Raw genomic sequence first — 17,178 nt, 5'->3', positions numbered from 1 at the left:
GTTTCGCTAACCTCCAACGCTTTGCTCAAGGGTGAAGATCGTGTTGTACATCGTATAAGCTAGAAAACCGATAAAACCACCAATGAAAATAATCATTAAGGGCTCTACCATTGAAACAAGTTTCTTCAGAGAAGTGGTTACCTGCGCATGGTAAAATTCCGAAACCTTAAACATGACCTCATCGAGCTTTCCTGTTTCTTCACCTGTGTTTATCATGCTGACAACAATTGAAGGAAAAATCCTTTGCTTCTCCAGAGAATTTTTTATAGTTTCACCGGCTTTGATGTCTTCAATGGCTACAGCCATGCCATGAATTATTTTCGTACTTTCTGAGACTTCGGCAGAGAGCTGAAGCGCAGTTGGAAGATCCACTCCACTCGCCACAAGAACAGCAAGGGTTCTGCTAAACCGTTCAAGAGCAGACATCTCTCTTAATTTTCTGACCGGTGGAAGAATTGAGACGAAGATATCTTTAACGATTCTTCCGTATTTTGTCTTCATGAAGGTCCTAAGTCCTATAAAAGCTCCAAGCAGCACGATGATAACGGCCAACCAATGATTCGTTAACAGTTTGTTGGCCGAAAGGAGGAGCTTCATTATTCCAGTCGGAGTGTAATTTGCACCGAAGGCGCTTATTAAATTGGGAAGGATGAAGAGCACGATTACTCCAACGATACCTATGGCAAAAGCCATCATAAACAATGGATAAGACATAGCAGATTTCACCTGATTCTCCAGCTCCACCATGCTCTCGTAGAATTCAGAAACTCTTTGAAGAGTTTCATCAAGTACGCCTCCTGCTTCTCCGGCTTTGACGAGATTTATGAATAATGAGTCAAAGACCCTTGATCGTTCCAACGCCTCACTGAAAGTCATTCCTCCCTCGATGGCGAGCACGATTTCCACAATTTTTCTTCTGAATCTGTTGCTGAATACCGTTTGACTCGATAACACCTGTAGAGCATCCCTGATACGCACGCCGGAACTGATCATGGTGGCAAGTTGTCGGGCAAAGAGACTGATCTCTTTTGTGGGGATGGGAAAAAGCGTTTTCCCACCACTTGTGCTCGCTTTTGCGATGGGTTTAATGGATGTGACAATGAAGCCCTGTCTGTTGAGCAACTCGAGGGCTTCGAGCTTTGAACTCGCTACGATTTTTCCCCGTTCGCTTTTTCCAGAAGAAGTGATCACTTCATACCGGAATTCTGGCATTCTTACCACCTCTCAGGTTTAAAAGGCAAGTCGCATATGCCTGGATTGAGTCTTTGAACATACTATTACCAGACTTGGGCTTAATACTGATCCTGGTCTCCCCCACCCCGAGAGCCCTCGCCACATTTTTAACCATCTCTTCGAGATAAGGCATGAGCCTTATTTGTTCAACGATTACCACACTATCGATATTCACGAGTTCAAACGCGTCATTCAGTATTTCAGTGCGTATGATTTCCAGAAATTCAATGCTGCGTCTATTCAAATTATCTTTCGTCTCTGGAAATAATATTCCGATGTTTCCCTTACCAGCTGCGCCAAGTATCGCGTCCACGACTGCGTGAATAAGAACATCGCCATCGGAATGGCCTTCAGAATAGAACTCATTTGAAACCCTAACCCCACCAATATAGAGACCTTTGTTGCCATGTCTCAACGGATGGATATCATATCCGATGCCTATCCGAAACATCTCAGATCAGCCTTATGGGCATGATAATGTACAGATATCCTTCCACATCAACAGGATTCATCTGAAGCGGACTGTTTGAGTCAACAAAATTCAGTTCGACTTCTTCAGTGTCTATCTTCTTTATGGAATCAGCCAAGAATCTTGGATTGAAAGCAATGAGGAGGTCGTCACCTTCCTTTTTTACGTCGAGCTCTTCAGTAGATTCTCCATGTTCTGGACTTCGCGCTATGAGCTTGATGGTCTGATCTTTGAGTTCCATCTTGATAGATTCGCTACCGAGCCTGGCGGCAATCGATGCCCTTCGAATGGCATCGCTAAAGAGAGTGGTACTGGCAACTACCCTGGATTTAAAAGCTTTTGGAAGCACCTTCCTGTAATCTGGAAATTCAGCGTCAACGACTCTTGCTATCATCTCTGTATTGTCGAAATAAAAACCGACCTTTGCACCATCATAGACTATTTTAAGATCGTCAGACACGGCTGTTCTGATACTTGATTGAAGGTCCTTCATACTTTTGAGAGTAAGTAGAAAGCGGTCTTCTACTTCTGTATCAATCTTTTCTTCGGCCAGAGCAAGTCTGAAGCCATCGGCAGCCACGAGTCTCAGAAAACCTCCTTGCAGTTCCCAGTAAATTCCATTCAGATTTCTCATGAATTCGTCTTTAGCAGCACAGAAGATCACCCGATCAATCATCAATTCGAGTACAGTTACGGAAGTCTCTATCTCTATCCCACCATGTGTTGGCTCTATTTCAGGAAATTGATCGGGAGACATCGTTGGCAATAAGAACCTGCTCTTTTCAACTCTAACTATTAGATTGTTATCCTGCAGCTCAAAGATTATTTCCCCGGCAGGCAGGTTTTTAATTATTTCGAGAATTACCTTCGCTTCAACCACAAAGGCGCCTTCGCCATCAAGGTGCACGGGGGCGGCAACGGTTTTAATGGCAGTCTCAAGATCGGTAGCGAGCATTTCAATCTTTCCTTCAGCTGTTGACCTGAACAAAACACCAGAAAGCACTGGTTTGACCGTTTTCTGGGCAACTGCATTTGCCACTGATTCCAACCGACTGAGTATCTCTCCCCGCTCAATGGAAAATCTCATCAAGCCACCTCCTAATTTTATCTTTCTTTATTATTTTACCGCATTTTGCCATATAATATGAAGTGGTGTGGATTATGCAAATGAAGCCGGATAACTGGAATCTAAAAACTGATCAGGCAATAAAACTCCAAAACCAGCTTCGTTCTCGCTTGATAAGCAGTTTACCTGAAGGTTTTGAGCTTCAAACTCTGGCTGGTGTCGATGTATCCTTTCCTGGCCCCGGAGTGGGGCTCTGTGTCATTGTTGTGTTATCCGCTGTAACGGGAGAGGTTCTGGAAATTGCTCATCATTCCATGAAAGTCACTTTCCCTTACATACCCGGTCTCCTGTCGTTCAGGGAAGGACCCATATTTGTTGAAACTGTCACCAGACTAAAAGTCAAGCCAGACCTCTACTTTTTCGATGGTCAGGGTATCGCTCATCCAAGGGGATTAGGACTGGCTGCTCACATGGGCTTGATACTGAAAAAGCCAACAATTGGTGTGGCTAAATCACATCTTTTCGGGCATTATGAGGAGCCAGGAAATGAAAAGGGAACTTGGTCTCCCCTGAAAGACGATAAAGGCGGAATCATAGGGGCTGTAGTGAGAACACGAGCGGGGAAGAAACCTGTATTTGTTTCTCCCGGTCATTTAATAGATGTTGAACATTCCATAGAATATACTTTGAAATACACCACAAAATTCAGAATTCCAGAACCCACACGATTGGCACACCTATGGACGCAGAAACTCAAAAAGTCACTTTGACCTAAAATACACTATCGAAGCGGCACCTTTGATGCCCGCGTCTTCCACAAGTTCACTCAAGGCAATTTTAAATGTGCCCCTGAAAGATTCCATTACATAGCTTCGGACCTTTCTTTCAACTTTTTCGAGAAGGTAATTCCCGGCTCTACTAACACCACCACCAAGTATAATAACATCAGGGTTGAAGATGTGGACGAACCCAGCTATTCCTATTGCCAGTGCCTTTGTTGCCCTTTCTACTACCAGCTCTGACATTTCGTCGCCGGTTTTTGCTGCATCGAAAACTGTTCGAGCCGTGATATTCTCCTGCCTGAAAACGGGAGAATCAGGATATCTTTTTCTGAATTCCTTAGCCATCCTGACAATAGAGGTAGCCGATGCGAGGGCTTCAAGGCAACCATGAGAGCCACAACCACAAAGTGGTCCATCGGGTTCGATTATAACGTGTCCCAATTCACCGCCAAAGCCTTGACTGCCCGTTATCAGCTCGCCACGTGAGATTACACCTCCACCAACACCCGTACCAAGGGTCAATGCAACAATGTTGGGGGTTCCTTTGAAGGTGCCAAAGGCCCATTCTCCTATTGCAAAGGCATTGGCATCATTTTCTACATATGTCGTGAACCCTGTCAGCTCTTCGAGCCTTCTTGAAAGGGGGACATTCTTCCATCCTGGAAAGTTTGGAGAGTAGATAACTGTGCCACTTTCTCGCTCAATGGAACCAGGTGAGCCGACACCTATTCCAAGGACTTTGGACTCAACTCCACTGGTGTGTACGAGTTTTCTGACGCTTTCCGCAATTCTGTCGATTACATCTTCGCTACCTCGTGAGACGAGAGTTGGAATGATACTTTTCTCAACGATATTGCCGTTATAGTCAACGATTCCAATTTTTGTTTCTGTACCACCGAGGTCAATACCTACAACGTAACCGTTCATCCTTTACTCCCTTCAATACCTGTTTTTATGCATGTCTATTAAATCTAAGAATTCCTCATTATCCGCTGTAGAGCGCAGTTTATCAACTATTGTTGTCAGACCTTCTTCTTCTCCAAGGGAGGATACCATGCGTCTTAGTATCCAGACCTTTTTCAGAATCTCAGGAGGCAGAAGGAGTTCTTCTTTCCTCGTACCGGAGAGGTTCAGGTTGATAGCAGGGAATATACGCTTGTTAGCAAGTTGCCTTGAAAGTACCAGTTCCATGTTTCCTGTTCCCTTGAACTCTTCGAATATAACTTCATCCATTTTGCTTCCGGTCTCCACTAAAGCTGTTGAGATGATAGTAAGGCTGCCTCCTTCTTCAATATTCCTTGCAGCTCCAAAGAAATGTTTTGGTTTGTAGAGAGCTGCAGGATCCACACCACCGCTAAGGAGTTTTCCGCTTGGGGGCACACACAGGTTATAAGCTCTTGCCAGGCGTGTGATACTGTCTAGCAAGATTACAACATCATATCCGAACTCCACCATCCTTTTCGTCATTTCAAGTGTGAGTTCTGCCACTCTTATCTGCTTCTCAGGGTGCATATCGAAAGGCGCCGCGATCACATAAGCGTCTGTCGATCTCCTCAAATCCGTAACTTCTTCAGGTCTTTCATCGATGAGAAGAATTATTCTAATAGTTTCCGGGTGATTTCTGGCAATACCGTTAGCTATTTCCTTCAAGAGGGTCGTTTTCCCGGCCTTAGGCGGAGCAACGATGAGTCCTCTCTGACCTTTCCCGATCGGGGAAAAGAGATCAATGATCCTTGTACTTATCGTTTCTTTCTCCGTTTCGAGGATGAACCTCTCGTTGGGGTAGACTGGTGTGAGGTTTTGAAAGCTAATTCGTTCTGCAGCGAAATTCACGGGTTTTTGATTTATCGCCTCGATTCTGAGCAAAGCGAAGTACTTTTCTCCCTCTTTCGGTTTTCGGATCTGACCTGCCACCCAGTCACCCGTCGTGAGGTTAAACCTTCTGATCTGCGATTGACTAACATAGATATCGTTCGGGCTGGGTAGAAGATTGTTGTCAAGTGTTCTGAGGAAACCGTAACCGTTTTCGGTCACTTCGAGTATTCCGTGGTCAAAAAAATAGCCATAAGACTCCGTTTGCGCTTTGAGAATCGCAAAGATAAGTTCCTTTTTGGCCATCTGAGTGTAACCCGTGATTTCGTATTTACGGGCCAGTTTGTAGATTTCCCGGATTGGCATTTTTTGCAGTTGGGAGATGTCTATTTCTACTTCCCGAATGGTGTCTTTTGTCTTGTTATTTTCTGTTGTTTCCGCTTGTTGAGTGTTCTGTTCATTGATTGAAGATTCTTCTGGCTGAGATACGGTGGAAGAAAGTTCCTCTTTGCTCGTTTCTCTGATCGTTGCATTCTTTTCTTGTTCCTGAGTGAGATCGGTTGTTTCTTTCTCACCTGCTGGTTCTGAAATTTTTTTTCTTCTAGGACTCAATTCATTTGGCGCACGGTATTGCGCCATCCCTCCTTCCATGAAATAAGTTAAGGTAAGAACAATAGGGGAAGTAATTAACTGTGCGGTTCACAGGTATAATATATCACTTATGGCTATTAAAATCAAAGGCATATGAAGATGAAAAATGGCTACCCGAAGGTAGCCATCAATTTTCCTCGGAGTTTTTGGTTTCTTCAGGTTTTATGAGTTGAAGAATAGAGAGTTCTGCAGCATCTCCTCTGCGACGACCGACCTTTACGATCCTTGTATAACCGCCATTTCTGTTGAGATAGTTAACAGCTATTTCATCACAGATCTTTTTAACAAGTTTTCTATCGTTGAAATGTCTGTTAATTTCCCTTCGAAGAGCAACGTTTCTTGCTTTCAACGCAACAAGCTCCGGATCGCCTTCGCTTTTCTCTGCGATCTGTCTGGCACAGAGAGCTGCTTCCTTTGCTTTCGTTATGATGGACTCAACGAACGGCTTTACGGCTTTGGCTTTGGTCGTTGTTGTCATTATAGTTCCGTGCTCAAAGACCTCTCTGGCGAGACCTCTCATCAGAGCGACGCGCTGATTGTGAGGCCTGTTCAACTTTTTCTTATGCATTCTATGCCTCATGCTTAGACCTCCTCGATCATTCTTTCTTTAACGTAAGATTGAATTTCTCCTTGAGTTGCTTTTTAACCTCTTCCATGGACTTCTCACCAAAATTCCTAATTTTAAGGAGATCAGCTTCTGAACGATTGACAAGGTCCCCTATGGTGTTGATCTTGTCCCTTTTAAGGCAATTCAAGGATCTAACGGATAGTTCCAGTTCCTCTATTCTCTTCGACAGAATAGAATCGGTTTCCGGCTCTTCTGTAACTTCCTCGGATCGAATTTCTTCAGAAACGAGGAGCTCACTATCGCCGAGAAAAGATTCGATGGTTTGCGGTTCCTGACCGAGACTACTCGAAACAACTTCAAAGTGCTTCATGAGAATGTCCGTAGCCTTCAAAAGTGCTTCAGAGGGTTTTATTGACTTCTTTGTCCAAACTTCCAGGATCAGTTTGTCGTAGTCAGTTTTCTTTCCTACACGTACATTCTCGGAGATGAAATTAACTTTCAGAACAGGACTAAAAATCCCATCTATATATATCATCTCAACGTCCTGCTCCACTTCCATTTCAGAAACCGGAACAAAACCCTTGCCAATTTCGGCAAAAAGTTCCATGTAAATCTCTGCTTCTTCGTTCAGGGTAGCAATATATTGAGAAGGATTGACAACTTCTACCCCGGTAGGGGTTCTGATGTCACCAGCGGTGAGGACACCTGGTCCTCTCTTATCAATCACGAGCTTTACAGGATCAGAGAATTCTAGAGCAGGTTTGAGCTGGACTTTTTTGAGATTGAGGATTATCTCCAGAACATCCTCCTTCACACCCTCGATGACATCGTATTCATGATATTTATTCGGGATCTTCAGTTTTGTTATGGCCATACTTGGAATCGAAGAGAGCAGTACTCTCCTCAAGGCGTTACCAATGGTCACGGCGTAGCCCCTTTCCATCGGAGAAAGAACGAACTTTTCATAATAGCTATTCGCTTCTTCCCTACTCTCTTCGACCTTCAGGGTCTTAGGCATTACGAATCCAATCATTTACAGGCCCAGTGTAGGGCACACACCTCCTTTCAAGAAGGTAACTTGTACCTCCATTACTTCGAGTAAAGCTCAATGATAGACTGCAGATCGACGGGTATTTCGACTTCTTCCCTGTTCGGGAATCTGACGAACGTTCCCCTAACTGCCTCGTAGTCGATTTCCAGCCATGGAGGTGTGGTTCTATCCTGTGCGGCTTCCACAGCTTCTTTTACAGGGACTATTCCTTTACTCTTTTCTCTGAACTCAATGACATCCCCGGGCCTCAAGAGATAAGATGCCTTATTCACTTTCCTGCCGTTGACGAGTATGTGCCCGTGGTTAACAAGCTGTCTTGCCTGTCTTCTGCTGGAAGCAAAACCCATTCTGAAGACCGTGTTGTCCAGCCTGGATTCAAGAAGCTTGATTAGTGCTGTACCGGTCTCTTCAGATCTCCTTGAAGCCATATCGAAATATTTTCTGAATTGTTTTTCAAGAAGACCATACATTCTCTTCAATGCCTGCTTGGCTCTGAGCTGCATACCGTACTGCGTTAGTTTTCTCGTGGCGGCTCCATGCTGTCCCGGAGCAAAGGGTCTCTTAATCTGTGCACATTTCGGGCTGAAACAGCGCTCCCCTTTAAGATAGAGCTTGAAGCCTTCACGTCTGCATATCTTACATACCGATCCGGTGTATCTGGCCATCCAATTCCCTCCTCAACTTATACTCTGCGTCTTCTTCTGGGTCTGCACCCATTGTGGGGGATAGGGGTGATATCTTTTATTGAGTCTATTGTGAGTCCAGCAGCCTGAACAGTACGGATGGCTGCTTCCCTTCCCGATCCAGGACCTTTGACCTCAACAGAGACCCGCGTTATTCCCAACTTCAGGGCTTCTTTTGCAATCTGCTCAGCTGCAAGCTGGGCAGCGTAGGGTGTAGACTTCTTTGAACCAGAGTATCCAACAGTACCACCTGAACCCCAGAGTATGGTGTTTCCATCAGGGTCCGTGAGTGTGATGATAGTGTTGTTGAAAGTCGATTTTATGTGCAATACGCCGCGGTCAATACTTAACTTTTTTCTCTTTTTATTGGTTGTTCTTCTCCTTTTGGCCATGTATGAACCTCCTTATTACTTCTTTTTAATTCTGCTGGCCCTGGGGCCTTTTCTGGTTCTCGCGTTTGAATGTGTCTTTTGCCCTCTGACGGGAAGCCCGGCTCTGTGCCTTATGCCTCTGTAACAACCTATTTCAATGAGTCTTTTGATGTTTCTATCGACTTCCTGCCTGAGCTCACCTTCTACTTTGTAATGATCGGTGATATACTTGGAAATCTTACTGATCTCTTCATCGGTAAGCTCTTTGACTCTTTTTTCACCATCAATCTTTGTGTTTTCGAGTATCTCTTTTGCCCTGCTGGGGCCTATTCCATATATATAGGTCAATGCGACATATGCCTTCTTGCTGTTAGGCAGTTCAACACCAACAATACGTGCCATTCAGCATTCCCTCCTTAACCTTGTCTCTGGTTGTGCTTGGGATTTTTCTCACAGATTACCCAGATTCTGCCCTTGCGTTTTATGACTTTGCAGTGTTCACATCTCTTCTTGACAGATGCTCTGACCTTCATTTTTGTTCTCCTCCCTTGCTTATCTTCTTCCTGTATACAATCCTTCCTTTGCTCAGATCATAGATGGACACCTCGACGACGACCCGGTCACCCGGAATCAGTCTAATGAAGTTCTTTCTCATCCTTCCCGATATATGGGCCAGTATGACATGTCCATTTTCGAGTTCTACTCTGAAAGTTGCGTTGGGCATGGATTCTAAAACAGTACCCTCCATTTTTATGACATCATTTTTATCAGCCATATAGACACCTCACAGCCTGGAAAGGACCCTTGGACCTTTCTCTTCGATGACAATCGTATGTTCGAAATGAGCCGCTTTGGTTCCATCTTTTGTAACAACTGTCCAGCCATCCGGGAGGACCATTGTTTCATAGCTACCCTGAGAAACCATTGGCTCTATCGCCAGTGTCATCCCGGGACGAAGGATTAGACCAGTCCCTTTTACCCCGTAATTCGGAACCTGTGGGTCCTCGTGAAGCATTTTCCCAACTCCATGACCTACATAATCCCTTATCACAGAAAAACCGGCGGTTTCAATAAAGTTTTGAACTGTATAGCCTATGTCGCCGATATGATTTCCCGGATAAGCCACTTCAATGGCGAATTTTAGAGACTCTTTCGTTGCTTCAACAAGTTTTTTATCTTCATCACTTGTGTATGCATCAACTACAAAAGTCTTTGCGGCATCTCCAAAATAACCATCTTTCAAAACACCACAGTCAACAGATACAAGGTCTCCCTTTTCAAGTATCTTTTCTTTCAGGGGGAAACCATGAATGATCTCACTATTTACTGACACACAAAGAGCATAGGGATAACCATTGTATCCCTTGAATGCGGGGATTGCGTTTCTTTTAAGTATATATTCTGTCGCAATTTTTTCAAGATCATAGGCAGCAACACCAGAGGTAATGTGTTCTCCTACGATCTCCAGTACCTCTGCCACAATTTTTGCAGCAAATTCAATTTTTGAGATTTCCTCCCTGGATTTCAACCTGATCATATCATACATTCTCCAGTGTTTCAAAGAGGTCCCGTGAAACCTTTTCAAGGGATCTCGAGCCGTCGATCTCTTTGAGGATTCCGGAACTACGATAATATTCGAGTACCGGTGCAGTCTTTTCTTTGTAGATCCGGTATCTCTCCCTTACAGTGTGAGGTAAGTCGTCTTTTCTTTGAATTAGTTCGCTTCCACAATCATCACAAATATTATCGCGCTTTGGTTTAAGGGTGAGCAGGTTGTATACCCTTCCGCAGGAAGGACAGACCCGCCTGCTGGATATCCTCTTTACAACTTCGTCTTCGGTGGAGGTTATCAGCAAAACAACATCAAGCCTTTTCCCGAGTTCTTGAAGAATTTCATCCAGCACTTCGGCCTGGGCGACGGTTCGCGGATAACCATCGAGAATGAAGCCCCTGGAAGCATCCTCCTGGCGGAGTCTTTCTTTGACAATTTCATACATAAGTTCATCAGGAACGAGCAGGCCTTTTTCGAGTATGTGAAAGACCTTTTTTCCAAGGTCAGTGCCAGCAGCCACGGCTTCACGCAACATATCACCGGTGGATATGTGCGGAATATTGTACCTTTCAGAAATACGTTTTGCCTGCGTTCCCTTGCCAGCTCCTGGGGGACCCATTAAGACCAGATTCATTTCTTCATCTCCTTCCGCGAAGTCTACCCTTTTTGACGAATCCCTCGTAGTGTCTCACAAGGAGATGGGACTCGATTTGCTGGAGGATATCCAAGGCAACACCTACTGCGATCAACGTTGATGTACCTCCGATGACGATTTGAATTCCTATGAAACTCTGTATCACGGAAGGCAGCAATGCGATGATAACGAGGAAAACAGCACCCATGAAGGTTACTCTGGAGAGCACCCTCGTTATATACTGTTCTGTCGGATAACCCGGTCGGATACCCGGAATGAATCCACCATAGTTCTTTATATTATTCGAAACTTCTTTAACGTCAAAGACCAGAGTGCTGTAGAAATACGTGAAGAAGAAGACAAGTGTTCCGTAGAGTATCAAGTACAACGGTGACGAATAACCAAAGAGTCTGGACATGATGTTACCCTCAGGCAACATGCTTCCTATCATTTGAGGTAAAGTCATGATAGCGGCTGCGAAGATTATCGGGATAACACCACCTTGATTCACCCTTATAGGTATGTGAGTGGAAACGCCACCGTAAACCCTTCGTCCGGAGACCCTTCGAGCGTATTGCACTTCTATTCTTCTTTCACCGAGCTGTATATAGATTATCCCAACAATGGTGAGTACGGATACACCTATCAAAACGAGCCATTGCATGGGCGTAAGAGCGATAGCAGCTTCGGCAATGTATGTTGGATATCTCGAAACGATACCAGCAAAGATCAAAACGGAAATTCCGTTACCTATACCTTTCTCTGTGATCCTTTCACCGAGCCAGAGAAGGAACATTGTACCGCCCATCAAAGAAACAGTAGCAAGCACAACAAACATGAATCTGTTTGGTGTCGCGGTAATTCCCTGGGTTGAAAGGGCCAGAGATAGGAGAAAAGCCTGCAAAGTTGCCAGGAAAACCGTCAAATATCGAGTATATCTGGCATACTTCTTCCTTCCTTCTTCACCTTCCCTCAACATCTCTTTCAAACTAGGCACAACAGATGTGAGGAGTTGGAGCATGATGGATGCGTTTATGTATGGAGTAACACTGAGAGCAAAGAGTGAGAAGTTCCTGAGCGCACCGCCGGTGAAGACATCAAAGAAACCAATAAAGCCACCGGCAGCTCCAGCGGAAACCTGAGAAAAATAACTAGCCCAGGCTTGAATATTGATACCCGGGATAGGAATGTAAATCCCCAGCCTGAAGATGGCCAGGGCAAAAAAAGTGAAAATTATTCTTTCTCTGAGCTCAGGAATTTTGAAAGCATTTCGAAGTGCTTTCCACACTTCAGATCACCTCGGCTTTTCCACCGGAAGCCTCTATCTTCTCCTTTGCTGAGGTGCTGAAAGCATGCGCCTTTACGATCAAGGCTTTGGTAAGTTCACCCCTGCCGAGAATCTTGAGGCCGTCCTTGAGGTTTTTGATAACATTCATTTGAAGGAGTACCTCGGGTGTTACTTCGCTACCCGCTTCAAACCTCTCTTCGAGTTGCGAAAGGTTCACGATAGCATATTCTTTCGCATTTCTATTTTTAAACCCTTTAATAGGTATTCTTCTGTAAAGTGGCGTTTGACCACCCTCAAAGAACGGCTTTACCTTACCTGTGCCTCTTCCCTGTCCCTTATGACCGCGAGTGGCTGTTTTTCCCTTTCCTGAGCCAACACCACGGCCAACACGTTTGCTTTTCTTGCGTGAACCGGGGAGAGGTCCAAATTCTTTGTCGCCCAACATGAACGCCATTTAATCTACCCCCTTCAACCTTCTATTTCTTCAACACTCAGGAGATGTTTTATACTCTTCACCATTCCCCTGATCTGTGGACTATCTTCGTGGATAACCTCGCTGTTTACCTTTTTCAGTCCGAGGGCTTTTACGGTTCGGCGCTGTCGGTAATTGAACCCAATAACACTTCTCTTCAACCTGATTTTGAGCTTCTTCGCCATCATTAACCCTCCTCGGAAACTCCGTTGAAGACTTCTTTAACAGATATATCTCTGAGTCTCGCATATTCTTTCGGAGATTTCAGTTCCTTGAGTCCATTCAGCGTGGCTCGGGCGAGGTTGACTATGTTTGTCGAACCCAATGCTTTGGTCAGGATATTCTTGACACCTGCCAGTTCGACAACTGCTCTAACACCTGCACTTGCTATTATACCAGTTCCAGGACCAGCTGGTTTTAACAATACTTCGGAAGCATCTTGATGTCCAACGATTTCATGGGGAATTGTATCCTTGATAACTGGAACCTCGACGACATTTTTTTTGGCGTTAATGAGAGCCTTCCTTATAGCTGTAGGGACTTCTCTCGCGCTTCCGATACCAAGACCGACCTTTCCATTCTTGTTCCCAACTACAGCGGTAACCCTAAAAGAAAGGTTTTTACCACCTGCAACTACTTTCGTTACTCTCTTTATTTCGATTATTCTTTCTTCGAATTCCTTTTCTTCTATCTGCTTCTCGATGTTCCTAACCTCAGGCATCGACTGCACCTCCTCAGAACTTCAACCCGGCTTCTCTTGCCGCATCTGCCAGGGACTTCACTCTACCGTGAAATTTGAAACCGCCTCTGTCAAACACAACAGTAGCGATGCCTTTCTCGAGAGCCCTCTTTGCGATGAGCTTCCCAACTTCGGCAGCGGCTTCTTTATTCCACGTTTTCTGGAGTTTCCCTTTCAACTCTTTATCGATTGTCGAAGCAGAAACGAGGGTCCTGCCGGCGACGTCATCGATGATCTGTGCATAGATGTGTTTCTCGCTTCTATAAACTGCGAGCCTCGGCCTTTCTGGTGTTCCATTTATCTTGGCTCTAACGCGCAAGTGGCGCTTTCTTCTGAGTTCTTTTCTATCTCTGCGTTTTATCACCTGCATTTGCCTCCCTTCAGGATTAAACTTTCTTACCGACCTTGGTTCTTACGTACTCACCCTTGTATCTGATACCCTTACCGGAGTAAACAATGGGTTCTCTCCAGCGGCGTATGTTAGCCGCAACCTGTCCCACAAGGTATTTGTCAATACCCTTGACCACGATAGCGTTAGGCGCGGGCACTTCAAACGTGATTCCTTCGGGAGCTTCGATTTCCACAGGGTGAGCAAATCCCAGATTCAGAACCAGTTTTTTACCCTGAAGTTGGGCTCTATAACCGACACCGACTATTTCCAGCTCTTTCTGGAAACCCTGGGTAACTCCAACGACCATACTTCTAACCAGAGACCAGTAGGTTCCACAGAACATGGCTATCTTTTTGTGATCGCTTTTCCTTCTCACGATATCGGTGTTGGGTAAAACCCAAAGGCCATCATCTCGCTGTTCAAACTTCACATATGGTAAAAACTCCTGCTTGAGTTCGCCCTTGGGGCCCTTGACAATTACAGTGTTTCCATCGATTTTGATCTCAACACCCTTGGGGATTTCTATTGGCTTCTTTATCAACCTCGACATTCAAATCCCTCCCATTACCATACGTAGCATATGACTTCGCCGCCAACCCCGACTTTTCTCGCCTCTTTGTCGGTGATGATTCCGTGGGAAGTGCTCACAATAGCAATTCCCATACCGGACTTAACCTTCGGCAGCTCGTCTTTGCCTACGTATATACGCCTTCCGGGTTTGGAAACTCTTACAATACCACTGATAACTCTCTGCCTATTTCTTCTGTCACCTTTGTATTTCAGGAATACCTTAAGGATCCCCTGTTTTCCGTCCTCTATGTATTTGTAGTCTTCGATATATCCTTCTTTTTTCAGGATATCGAGAATCGCGCGCTTCATGTTGGAAGCAGGTAAATCAACACTTTCCTTCATTGCTGCATTGGCATTTCTGATTCTTGTGAGCATGTCGGCTATGGGGTCACTCCACATTTTACGTCCCTCCTCACCAGCTTGCCTTTTTTACACCGGGGAGTTTACCCTCTGAGGCGAGCTTTCTAAAGCAGACTCTACAGAGTCCGAATTCTCTATACACTGCTCTTGGTCTGCCACAAAGGTGGCATCTATTATATTTCCTTACCTTGAACTTGGGTTCCCTTTTCCATTTGGCAATCATTGATTTCTTCGCCATGTTCTACCTCCTTAACCCATTCTCTTGAAGGGCATTCCGAGAAGTTTCAGGAGTTCTCTTCCTTCTTCGTCGGTCTTTGCCGTTGTTACAATAATTACATCCATTCCCTGAATCCTTCTAACCTGATCGGGACTGAGTTCTGGAAAGATCAACTGTTCAGGAAGTCCCAGGGCGTAATTTCCACGTCCATCGAAACTATCAGGATTGACTCCTCTGAAGTCCCTCAGTTTTGGAAGAACGATGTTAATGAGTTTATACAGGAAATTATACATCCTGGCTCCTCTAAGAGTGACTTTAAGCCCCAGGGGCATACCTTCCCTTATCTTGAAATTTGCGATACTCCTTTTTGCTCTGGTCACGACGGGTTTCTGACCGGCGATTACATTCAGTTCCTTCGCATGTAGTTCAATGAGATCGCCATTTCTTGAACCTTCACCTATACCCATATTTACAACTATTTTGACGAGTCTCGGTACTTCATGAATATTTTTATAACCGAACTCTTTCATCATGGAAGGAACAACTTCTGTTTCATATTTTTCTTTTAACGGTACGTAGTTGTATGTCATCGACTATTCCTCCCCTGTCATACCTTATCAATGATTTCTCCGCATTTCTTGCAGACACGGACTTTTTCTCCGTTTTCCAGAACGCGGTGACCAACTCTGGTCGGTTTGTCGCAGTTTGGGCATACTAACATAACCTTGCTGGCGTAAATGGGAGATTCTCTTTCGATAATTCCACCTTCACGGTACTGGTTAGTGGGTCTCTGGTGCCTCTTGGAGAAATTAACACCCTGAACGATAACCTTTCCTTCTCTTGGAATAACTCTCAGAATTTTCCCCACTTTACCCTTATCTTTTCCTGAAATCACCTTTACCGTATCCTCTTTCTTTATCCTCATCGCCATGTACATCACTCCTCACCAAACCTCTTGTGCCAGGGAAGCAATCTTTGAAAAACCTCTGTCCCTGATCTCTCTCGCGACAGGACCGAAAACACGCGTCCCCTTCGGCTGGTTCTGCTTGTCGATGATGACAGCGGCGTTGTCGTCGAAGCGGATATAGGTGCCATCCGGTCTTCTTATCTCTTTCCTTGTTCTGACGACGACTGCTCTTACAATGTCACCTTTTTTGACATCAGTATTAGGTACTGCTTCCCTAACAGAGGCAACGACTATATCGCCCACAGTTCCGGTTTTTCTCTTGAATCCACCGGAAACCTGAATGACTTTAATTACTTTCGCGCCAGAATTATCGGCAACTCTCAGATAGGATTCGAGCTGAATCATTTCGCGTCACCTCCGGGGTTATTTTCAACGACCTCGGGAGTTTCATTTGTTGTTTCGCCAAATTCGCTCTTCTTCACGATTCTTATGACCACGAATTTCTTTGTCTTGCTGTAAGGTTTGCTTTCTTCGATTTCTACGATATCACCAATATTGCAGACATTTTCGGCATCGTGGGCATGGTACTTCTTTGAACGCTTAATTGTTTTCCCATAGAGGGGGTGAGCGAATGTCCTTTCAACGTTGACCACAACGGTCTTATCCATTTTATTACTCACGACGGTTCCTATAAGTCTTTTCTTAGGCATGGCTGTTACCTCCTTATTCCGAGCTCGCGTCCGCGGAGGATTGTTTTGATCCTTGCAATGTCTCTCTTTACGAGCTTAATCTGCGAGTGATTCTGCAGTTTGTTCATTTCAAGTTGAAATCTTAAATCAAGGAGTTTTCTTTTCAAATCATCAAGCATCTGCTTGAGCTCTTCGTCAGTATACTTTTGAAGCTCAACTGCCTTCATTAGAGCTCACCTCCTATATGGTACCGGGGAACAATCTTCGTTTTGATCGGTAGTTTTGTGGCGGCATAAGCCAGTGCTTCTTTTGCAAGCTCATCGCTCACACCGGCGATTTCAAACATAATCCTGCCGGGCTTAACAACGGCCACCCAGCCTTCTACATCACCTTTTCCTTTACCCATTCTGACTCCGATACCCTTGGAGGTAATGGGTTTATCCGGGAAGATTCTGATCCAAACTTTACCATTTCTCTTGAGTGTCCTCATAATTGCAATACGACATGCTTCAATTTGCTGGGCAGTGATCCAGTGTGGTTCAAGGGCTTTCAGACCCCAGTCACCGAAGTGAACAAGAGTGCCGCCCTTAGCTTTTCCACGCATTTTGCCTCTTTGTTGTTTTCTGTATTTTACTCTCTTGGGCATCAACATTTCGAAATACCTCCCCTCGTG

The 17,178-nt window shown here is 44.8% G+C and carries 29 protein-coding genes; 1 reads left to right on the top strand and 28 read right to left on the bottom strand.

Features of this window, described 5'->3' with window-relative positions:
- Positions 1–6: 6 nt before the first annotated feature.
- From IX53_RS08915 to dnaN, 3 genes are read right to left on the bottom strand one after another with little or no spacing between them, the layout of a single operon-like run.
- The gene (locus IX53_RS08915; RefSeq protein ID WP_047755054.1) at positions 7–1,212 is read right to left on the bottom strand and encodes a type II secretion system F family protein; all 1,206 of its coding nucleotides are present in this window, start codon (positions 1,210–1,212) and stop codon (positions 7–9) included.
- Positions 1,193–1,684, bottom strand: a complete 492-nt coding sequence (ispF, locus tag IX53_RS08910) for a 2-C-methyl-D-erythritol 2,4-cyclodiphosphate synthase (RefSeq protein WP_047755053.1) — start codon at positions 1,682–1,684, stop codon at positions 1,193–1,195. Before ispF ends, IX53_RS08915 begins: the two co-directional genes overlap by 20 nt.
- A 1-nt stretch (position 1,685) precedes the next feature.
- Positions 1,686–2,789 (bottom strand): DNA polymerase III subunit beta, encoded by a 1,104-nt coding sequence (gene dnaN, locus IX53_RS08905; protein WP_047755052.1) that lies wholly within the window; start codon positions 2,787–2,789, stop codon positions 1,686–1,688.
- A 74-nt stretch (positions 2,790–2,863) separates the two neighbouring features.
- Here dnaN and nfi point away from each other — a divergent pair, with 74 nt between their 5' ends.
- Positions 2,864–3,538: an endonuclease V gene (gene nfi / locus IX53_RS08900; RefSeq protein WP_047755051.1), complete on the top strand. Its 675-nt coding sequence runs from the start codon at positions 2,864–2,866 to the stop codon at positions 3,536–3,538.
- On the opposite strand, the gene IX53_RS08895 is transcribed toward nfi, so the two are convergent.
- The 25 genes from IX53_RS08895 to rplP all read right to left on the bottom strand — a co-directional run bounded on the left by IX53_RS08895 (position 3,530) and on the right by rplP (position 17,157).
- Positions 3,530–4,477: an ROK family protein gene (locus IX53_RS08895; protein WP_047755050.1), complete on the bottom strand. Its 948-nt coding sequence runs from the start codon at positions 4,475–4,477 to the stop codon at positions 3,530–3,532. The two genes, nfi and IX53_RS08895, sit on opposite strands and share 9 nt — an antisense overlap.
- Positions 4,478–4,489: 12 nt before the next feature.
- Positions 4,490–6,001 carry a transcription termination factor Rho gene (gene rho / locus IX53_RS08890; RefSeq protein ID WP_338035205.1) on the bottom strand — a complete coding sequence of 504 codons (1,512 nt, stop codon included), beginning with the start codon at positions 5,999–6,001 and terminating at the stop codon, positions 4,490–4,492.
- A 139-nt stretch (positions 6,002–6,140) separates the two neighbouring features.
- Complete coding sequence (locus IX53_RS08885; protein WP_047755049.1) at positions 6,141–6,593, bottom strand: bL17 family ribosomal protein; 453 nt, start codon at positions 6,591–6,593, stop codon at positions 6,141–6,143.
- 16 nt (positions 6,594–6,609) lie between these two features.
- Positions 6,610–7,614 (bottom strand): DNA-directed RNA polymerase subunit alpha, encoded by a 1,005-nt coding sequence (locus IX53_RS08880; RefSeq protein ID WP_047755048.1) that lies wholly within the window; start codon positions 7,612–7,614, stop codon positions 6,610–6,612.
- Between the two features lie 56 nt (positions 7,615–7,670).
- Positions 7,671–8,297 (bottom strand): 30S ribosomal protein S4, encoded by a 627-nt coding sequence (gene rpsD, locus IX53_RS08875; protein ID WP_047755047.1) that lies wholly within the window; start codon positions 8,295–8,297, stop codon positions 7,671–7,673.
- A gap of 17 nt (positions 8,298–8,314) precedes the next feature.
- A complete protein-coding gene (gene rpsK / locus IX53_RS08870; RefSeq protein ID WP_047755046.1) occupies positions 8,315–8,707 on the bottom strand; it encodes a 30S ribosomal protein S11 in 393 nt (130 codons plus the stop codon).
- A 15-nt stretch (positions 8,708–8,722) separates the two neighbouring features.
- Positions 8,723–9,088 (bottom strand): 30S ribosomal protein S13, encoded by a 366-nt coding sequence (gene rpsM / locus IX53_RS08865; RefSeq protein ID WP_047755045.1) that lies wholly within the window; start codon positions 9,086–9,088, stop codon positions 8,723–8,725.
- A gap of 14 nt (positions 9,089–9,102) precedes the next feature.
- On the bottom strand, positions 9,103–9,219 hold the full coding sequence (rpmJ, locus tag IX53_RS08860; protein ID WP_047755044.1) for a 50S ribosomal protein L36: 117 nt from the start codon (positions 9,217–9,219) through the stop codon (positions 9,103–9,105).
- Positions 9,216–9,461, bottom strand: a complete 246-nt coding sequence (gene infA, locus IX53_RS08855) for a translation initiation factor IF-1 (RefSeq protein ID WP_047755043.1) — start codon at positions 9,459–9,461, stop codon at positions 9,216–9,218. Before infA ends, rpmJ begins: the two co-directional genes overlap by 4 nt.
- A 9-nt stretch (positions 9,462–9,470) precedes the next feature.
- Positions 9,471–10,223 carry a type I methionyl aminopeptidase gene (gene map / locus IX53_RS08850; protein WP_047755042.1) on the bottom strand — a complete coding sequence of 251 codons (753 nt, stop codon included), beginning with the start codon at positions 10,221–10,223 and terminating at the stop codon, positions 9,471–9,473.
- A gap of 1 nt (position 10,224) precedes the next feature.
- Positions 10,225–10,872 (bottom strand): adenylate kinase, encoded by a 648-nt coding sequence (locus IX53_RS08845; protein WP_047755041.1) that lies wholly within the window; start codon positions 10,870–10,872, stop codon positions 10,225–10,227.
- 4 nt (positions 10,873–10,876) lie between these two features.
- The gene (secY, locus tag IX53_RS08840) at positions 10,877–12,160 is read right to left on the bottom strand and encodes a preprotein translocase subunit SecY (protein ID WP_047755040.1); all 1,284 of its coding nucleotides are present in this window, start codon (positions 12,158–12,160) and stop codon (positions 10,877–10,879) included.
- A gap of 1 nt (position 12,161) precedes the next feature.
- The gene (gene rplO, locus IX53_RS08835) at positions 12,162–12,614 is read right to left on the bottom strand and encodes a 50S ribosomal protein L15 (RefSeq protein WP_082128543.1); all 453 of its coding nucleotides are present in this window, start codon (positions 12,612–12,614) and stop codon (positions 12,162–12,164) included.
- Positions 12,615–12,628: 14 nt separating this feature from the next.
- Positions 12,629–12,817: a 50S ribosomal protein L30 gene (gene rpmD, locus IX53_RS08830; protein WP_047755039.1), complete on the bottom strand. Its 189-nt coding sequence runs from the start codon at positions 12,815–12,817 to the stop codon at positions 12,629–12,631.
- Between the two features lie 2 nt (positions 12,818–12,819).
- On the bottom strand, positions 12,820–13,353 hold the full coding sequence (gene rpsE, locus IX53_RS08825) for a 30S ribosomal protein S5 (RefSeq protein ID WP_047755038.1): 534 nt from the start codon (positions 13,351–13,353) through the stop codon (positions 12,820–12,822).
- 13 nt (positions 13,354–13,366) lie between these two features.
- Complete coding sequence (gene rplR, locus IX53_RS08820; RefSeq protein WP_053001277.1) at positions 13,367–13,741, bottom strand: 50S ribosomal protein L18; 375 nt, start codon at positions 13,739–13,741, stop codon at positions 13,367–13,369.
- Between the two features lie 16 nt (positions 13,742–13,757).
- Positions 13,758–14,312, bottom strand: coding sequence for a 50S ribosomal protein L6 (gene rplF / locus IX53_RS08815; RefSeq protein ID WP_047755037.1), 555 nt, complete (start codon positions 14,310–14,312; stop codon positions 13,758–13,760).
- Between the two features lie 14 nt (positions 14,313–14,326).
- The gene (gene rpsH, locus IX53_RS08810; RefSeq protein WP_047755036.1) at positions 14,327–14,731 is read right to left on the bottom strand and encodes a 30S ribosomal protein S8; all 405 of its coding nucleotides are present in this window, start codon (positions 14,729–14,731) and stop codon (positions 14,327–14,329) included.
- 13 nt (positions 14,732–14,744) lie between these two features.
- Complete coding sequence (locus tag IX53_RS08805) at positions 14,745–14,930, bottom strand: type Z 30S ribosomal protein S14 (RefSeq protein WP_047755035.1); 186 nt, start codon at positions 14,928–14,930, stop codon at positions 14,745–14,747.
- Positions 14,931–14,941: 11 nt separating this feature from the next.
- Positions 14,942–15,499 carry a 50S ribosomal protein L5 gene (gene rplE, locus IX53_RS08800; protein WP_047755034.1) on the bottom strand — a complete coding sequence of 186 codons (558 nt, stop codon included), beginning with the start codon at positions 15,497–15,499 and terminating at the stop codon, positions 14,942–14,944.
- A gap of 17 nt (positions 15,500–15,516) precedes the next feature.
- Positions 15,517–15,840 carry a 50S ribosomal protein L24 gene (gene rplX / locus IX53_RS08795; protein ID WP_047755033.1) on the bottom strand — a complete coding sequence of 108 codons (324 nt, stop codon included), beginning with the start codon at positions 15,838–15,840 and terminating at the stop codon, positions 15,517–15,519.
- A 12-nt stretch (positions 15,841–15,852) separates the two neighbouring features.
- Complete coding sequence (gene rplN / locus IX53_RS08790) at positions 15,853–16,221, bottom strand: 50S ribosomal protein L14 (protein WP_047755032.1); 369 nt, start codon at positions 16,219–16,221, stop codon at positions 15,853–15,855.
- Positions 16,218–16,526 carry a 30S ribosomal protein S17 gene (gene rpsQ / locus IX53_RS08785; protein WP_047755031.1) on the bottom strand — a complete coding sequence of 103 codons (309 nt, stop codon included), beginning with the start codon at positions 16,524–16,526 and terminating at the stop codon, positions 16,218–16,220. The genes rplN and rpsQ overlap by 4 nt, the downstream gene beginning before the upstream one ends.
- 5 nt (positions 16,527–16,531) lie before the next feature.
- On the bottom strand, positions 16,532–16,732 hold the full coding sequence (gene rpmC / locus IX53_RS08780; protein WP_047755030.1) for a 50S ribosomal protein L29: 201 nt from the start codon (positions 16,730–16,732) through the stop codon (positions 16,532–16,534).
- The gene (gene rplP / locus IX53_RS08775; protein WP_047755029.1) at positions 16,732–17,157 is read right to left on the bottom strand and encodes a 50S ribosomal protein L16; all 426 of its coding nucleotides are present in this window, start codon (positions 17,155–17,157) and stop codon (positions 16,732–16,734) included. The genes rpmC and rplP overlap by 1 nt, the downstream gene beginning before the upstream one ends.
- Between the last annotated feature and the right edge of the window lie 21 nt (positions 17,158–17,178).

Origin of the sequence: Kosmotoga pacifica (assembly GCF_001027025.1) — a bacterium.
Classification (GTDB): Bacteria; Thermotogota; Thermotogae; order Petrotogales; family Kosmotogaceae; genus Kosmotoga_B; species Kosmotoga_B pacifica.
Note: the sequence above shows the minus strand (reverse complement) of the source record. Positions and strands in the feature narration are given on the sequence as shown.

Bases quoted from the DNA above. Each gene is read 5' to 3' on its own strand.
- dnaN (WP_047755052.1), bottom strand. From the start codon at position 2,789: ATGAGATTTTCCATTGAGCGGGGAGAGATACTCAGTCGGTTGGAATCA.
- IX53_RS08895 (WP_047755050.1), bottom strand. From the start codon at position 4,477: ATGAACGGTTACGTTGTAGGTATTGACCTCGGTGGTACAGAAACAAAA.
- rplR (WP_053001277.1), bottom strand. From the start codon at position 13,741: ATGCAGGTGATAAAACGCAGAGATAGAAAAGAACTCAGAAGAAAGCGC.
- rplN (WP_047755032.1), bottom strand. From the start codon at position 16,221: ATGATTCAGCTCGAATCCTATCTGAGAGTTGCCGATAATTCTGGCGCG.
- rplE (WP_047755034.1), bottom strand. From the start codon at position 15,499: ATGACATACAACTACGTACCGTTAAAAGAAAAATATGAAACAGAAGTT.
- nfi (WP_047755051.1), top strand. From the start codon at position 2,864: ATGCAAATGAAGCCGGATAACTGGAATCTAAAAACTGATCAGGCAATA.
- rpmC (WP_047755030.1), bottom strand. From the start codon at position 16,732: ATGAAGGCAGTTGAGCTTCAAAAGTATACTGACGAAGAGCTCAAGCAG.
- rpsH (WP_047755036.1), bottom strand. From the start codon at position 14,731: ATGTGGAGTGACCCCATAGCCGACATGCTCACAAGAATCAGAAATGCC.
- IX53_RS08880 (WP_047755048.1), bottom strand. From the start codon at position 7,614: ATGATTGGATTCGTAATGCCTAAGACCCTGAAGGTCGAAGAGAGTAGG.
- rplP (WP_047755029.1), bottom strand. From the start codon at position 17,157: ATGTTGATGCCCAAGAGAGTAAAATACAGAAAACAACAAAGAGGCAAA.
- rplO (WP_082128543.1), bottom strand. From the start codon at position 12,614: ATGGCGTTCATGTTGGGCGACAAAGAATTTGGACCTCTCCCCGGTTCA.
- IX53_RS08885 (WP_047755049.1), bottom strand. From the start codon at position 6,593: ATGAGGCATAGAATGCATAAGAAAAAGTTGAACAGGCCTCACAATCAG.
- rpmJ (WP_047755044.1), bottom strand. From the start codon at position 9,219: ATGAAGGTCAGAGCATCTGTCAAGAAGAGATGTGAACACTGCAAAGTC.
- IX53_RS08915 (WP_047755054.1), bottom strand. From the start codon at position 1,212: ATGCCAGAATTCCGGTATGAAGTGATCACTTCTTCTGGAAAAAGCGAA.
- infA (WP_047755043.1), bottom strand. From the start codon at position 9,461: ATGGCTGATAAAAATGATGTCATAAAAATGGAGGGTACTGTTTTAGAA.
- rpsE (WP_047755038.1), bottom strand. From the start codon at position 13,353: ATGCCTGAGGTTAGGAACATCGAGAAGCAGATAGAAGAAAAGGAATTC.
- rpsQ (WP_047755031.1), bottom strand. From the start codon at position 16,526: ATGCCTAAGAAAAGACTTATAGGAACCGTCGTGAGTAATAAAATGGAT.
- rho (WP_338035205.1), bottom strand. From the start codon at position 6,001: ATGGCGCAATACCGTGCGCCAAATGAATTGAGTCCTAGAAGAAAAAAA.
- rpsM (WP_047755045.1), bottom strand. From the start codon at position 9,088: ATGGCACGTATTGTTGGTGTTGAACTGCCTAACAGCAAGAAGGCATAT.
- IX53_RS08845 (WP_047755041.1), bottom strand. From the start codon at position 10,872: ATGAATCTGGTCTTAATGGGTCCCCCAGGAGCTGGCAAGGGAACGCAG.
- ispF (WP_047755053.1), bottom strand. From the start codon at position 1,684: ATGTTTCGGATAGGCATCGGATATGATATCCATCCGTTGAGACATGGC.
- rpsD (WP_047755047.1), bottom strand. From the start codon at position 8,297: ATGGCCAGATACACCGGATCGGTATGTAAGATATGCAGACGTGAAGGC.
- IX53_RS08805 (WP_047755035.1), bottom strand. From the start codon at position 14,930: ATGGCGAAGAAATCAATGATTGCCAAATGGAAAAGGGAACCCAAGTTC.
- map (WP_047755042.1), bottom strand. From the start codon at position 10,223: ATGATCAGGTTGAAATCCAGGGAGGAAATCTCAAAAATTGAATTTGCT.
- rpmD (WP_047755039.1), bottom strand. From the start codon at position 12,817: ATGGCGAAGAAGCTCAAAATCAGGTTGAAGAGAAGTGTTATTGGGTTC.
- rplX (WP_047755033.1), bottom strand. From the start codon at position 15,840: ATGGCGATGAGGATAAAGAAAGAGGATACGGTAAAGGTGATTTCAGGA.
- rplF (WP_047755037.1), bottom strand. From the start codon at position 14,312: ATGTCGAGGTTGATAAAGAAGCCAATAGAAATCCCCAAGGGTGTTGAG.
- rpsK (WP_047755046.1), bottom strand. From the start codon at position 8,707: ATGGCCAAAAGGAGAAGAACAACCAATAAAAAGAGAAAAAAGTTAAGT.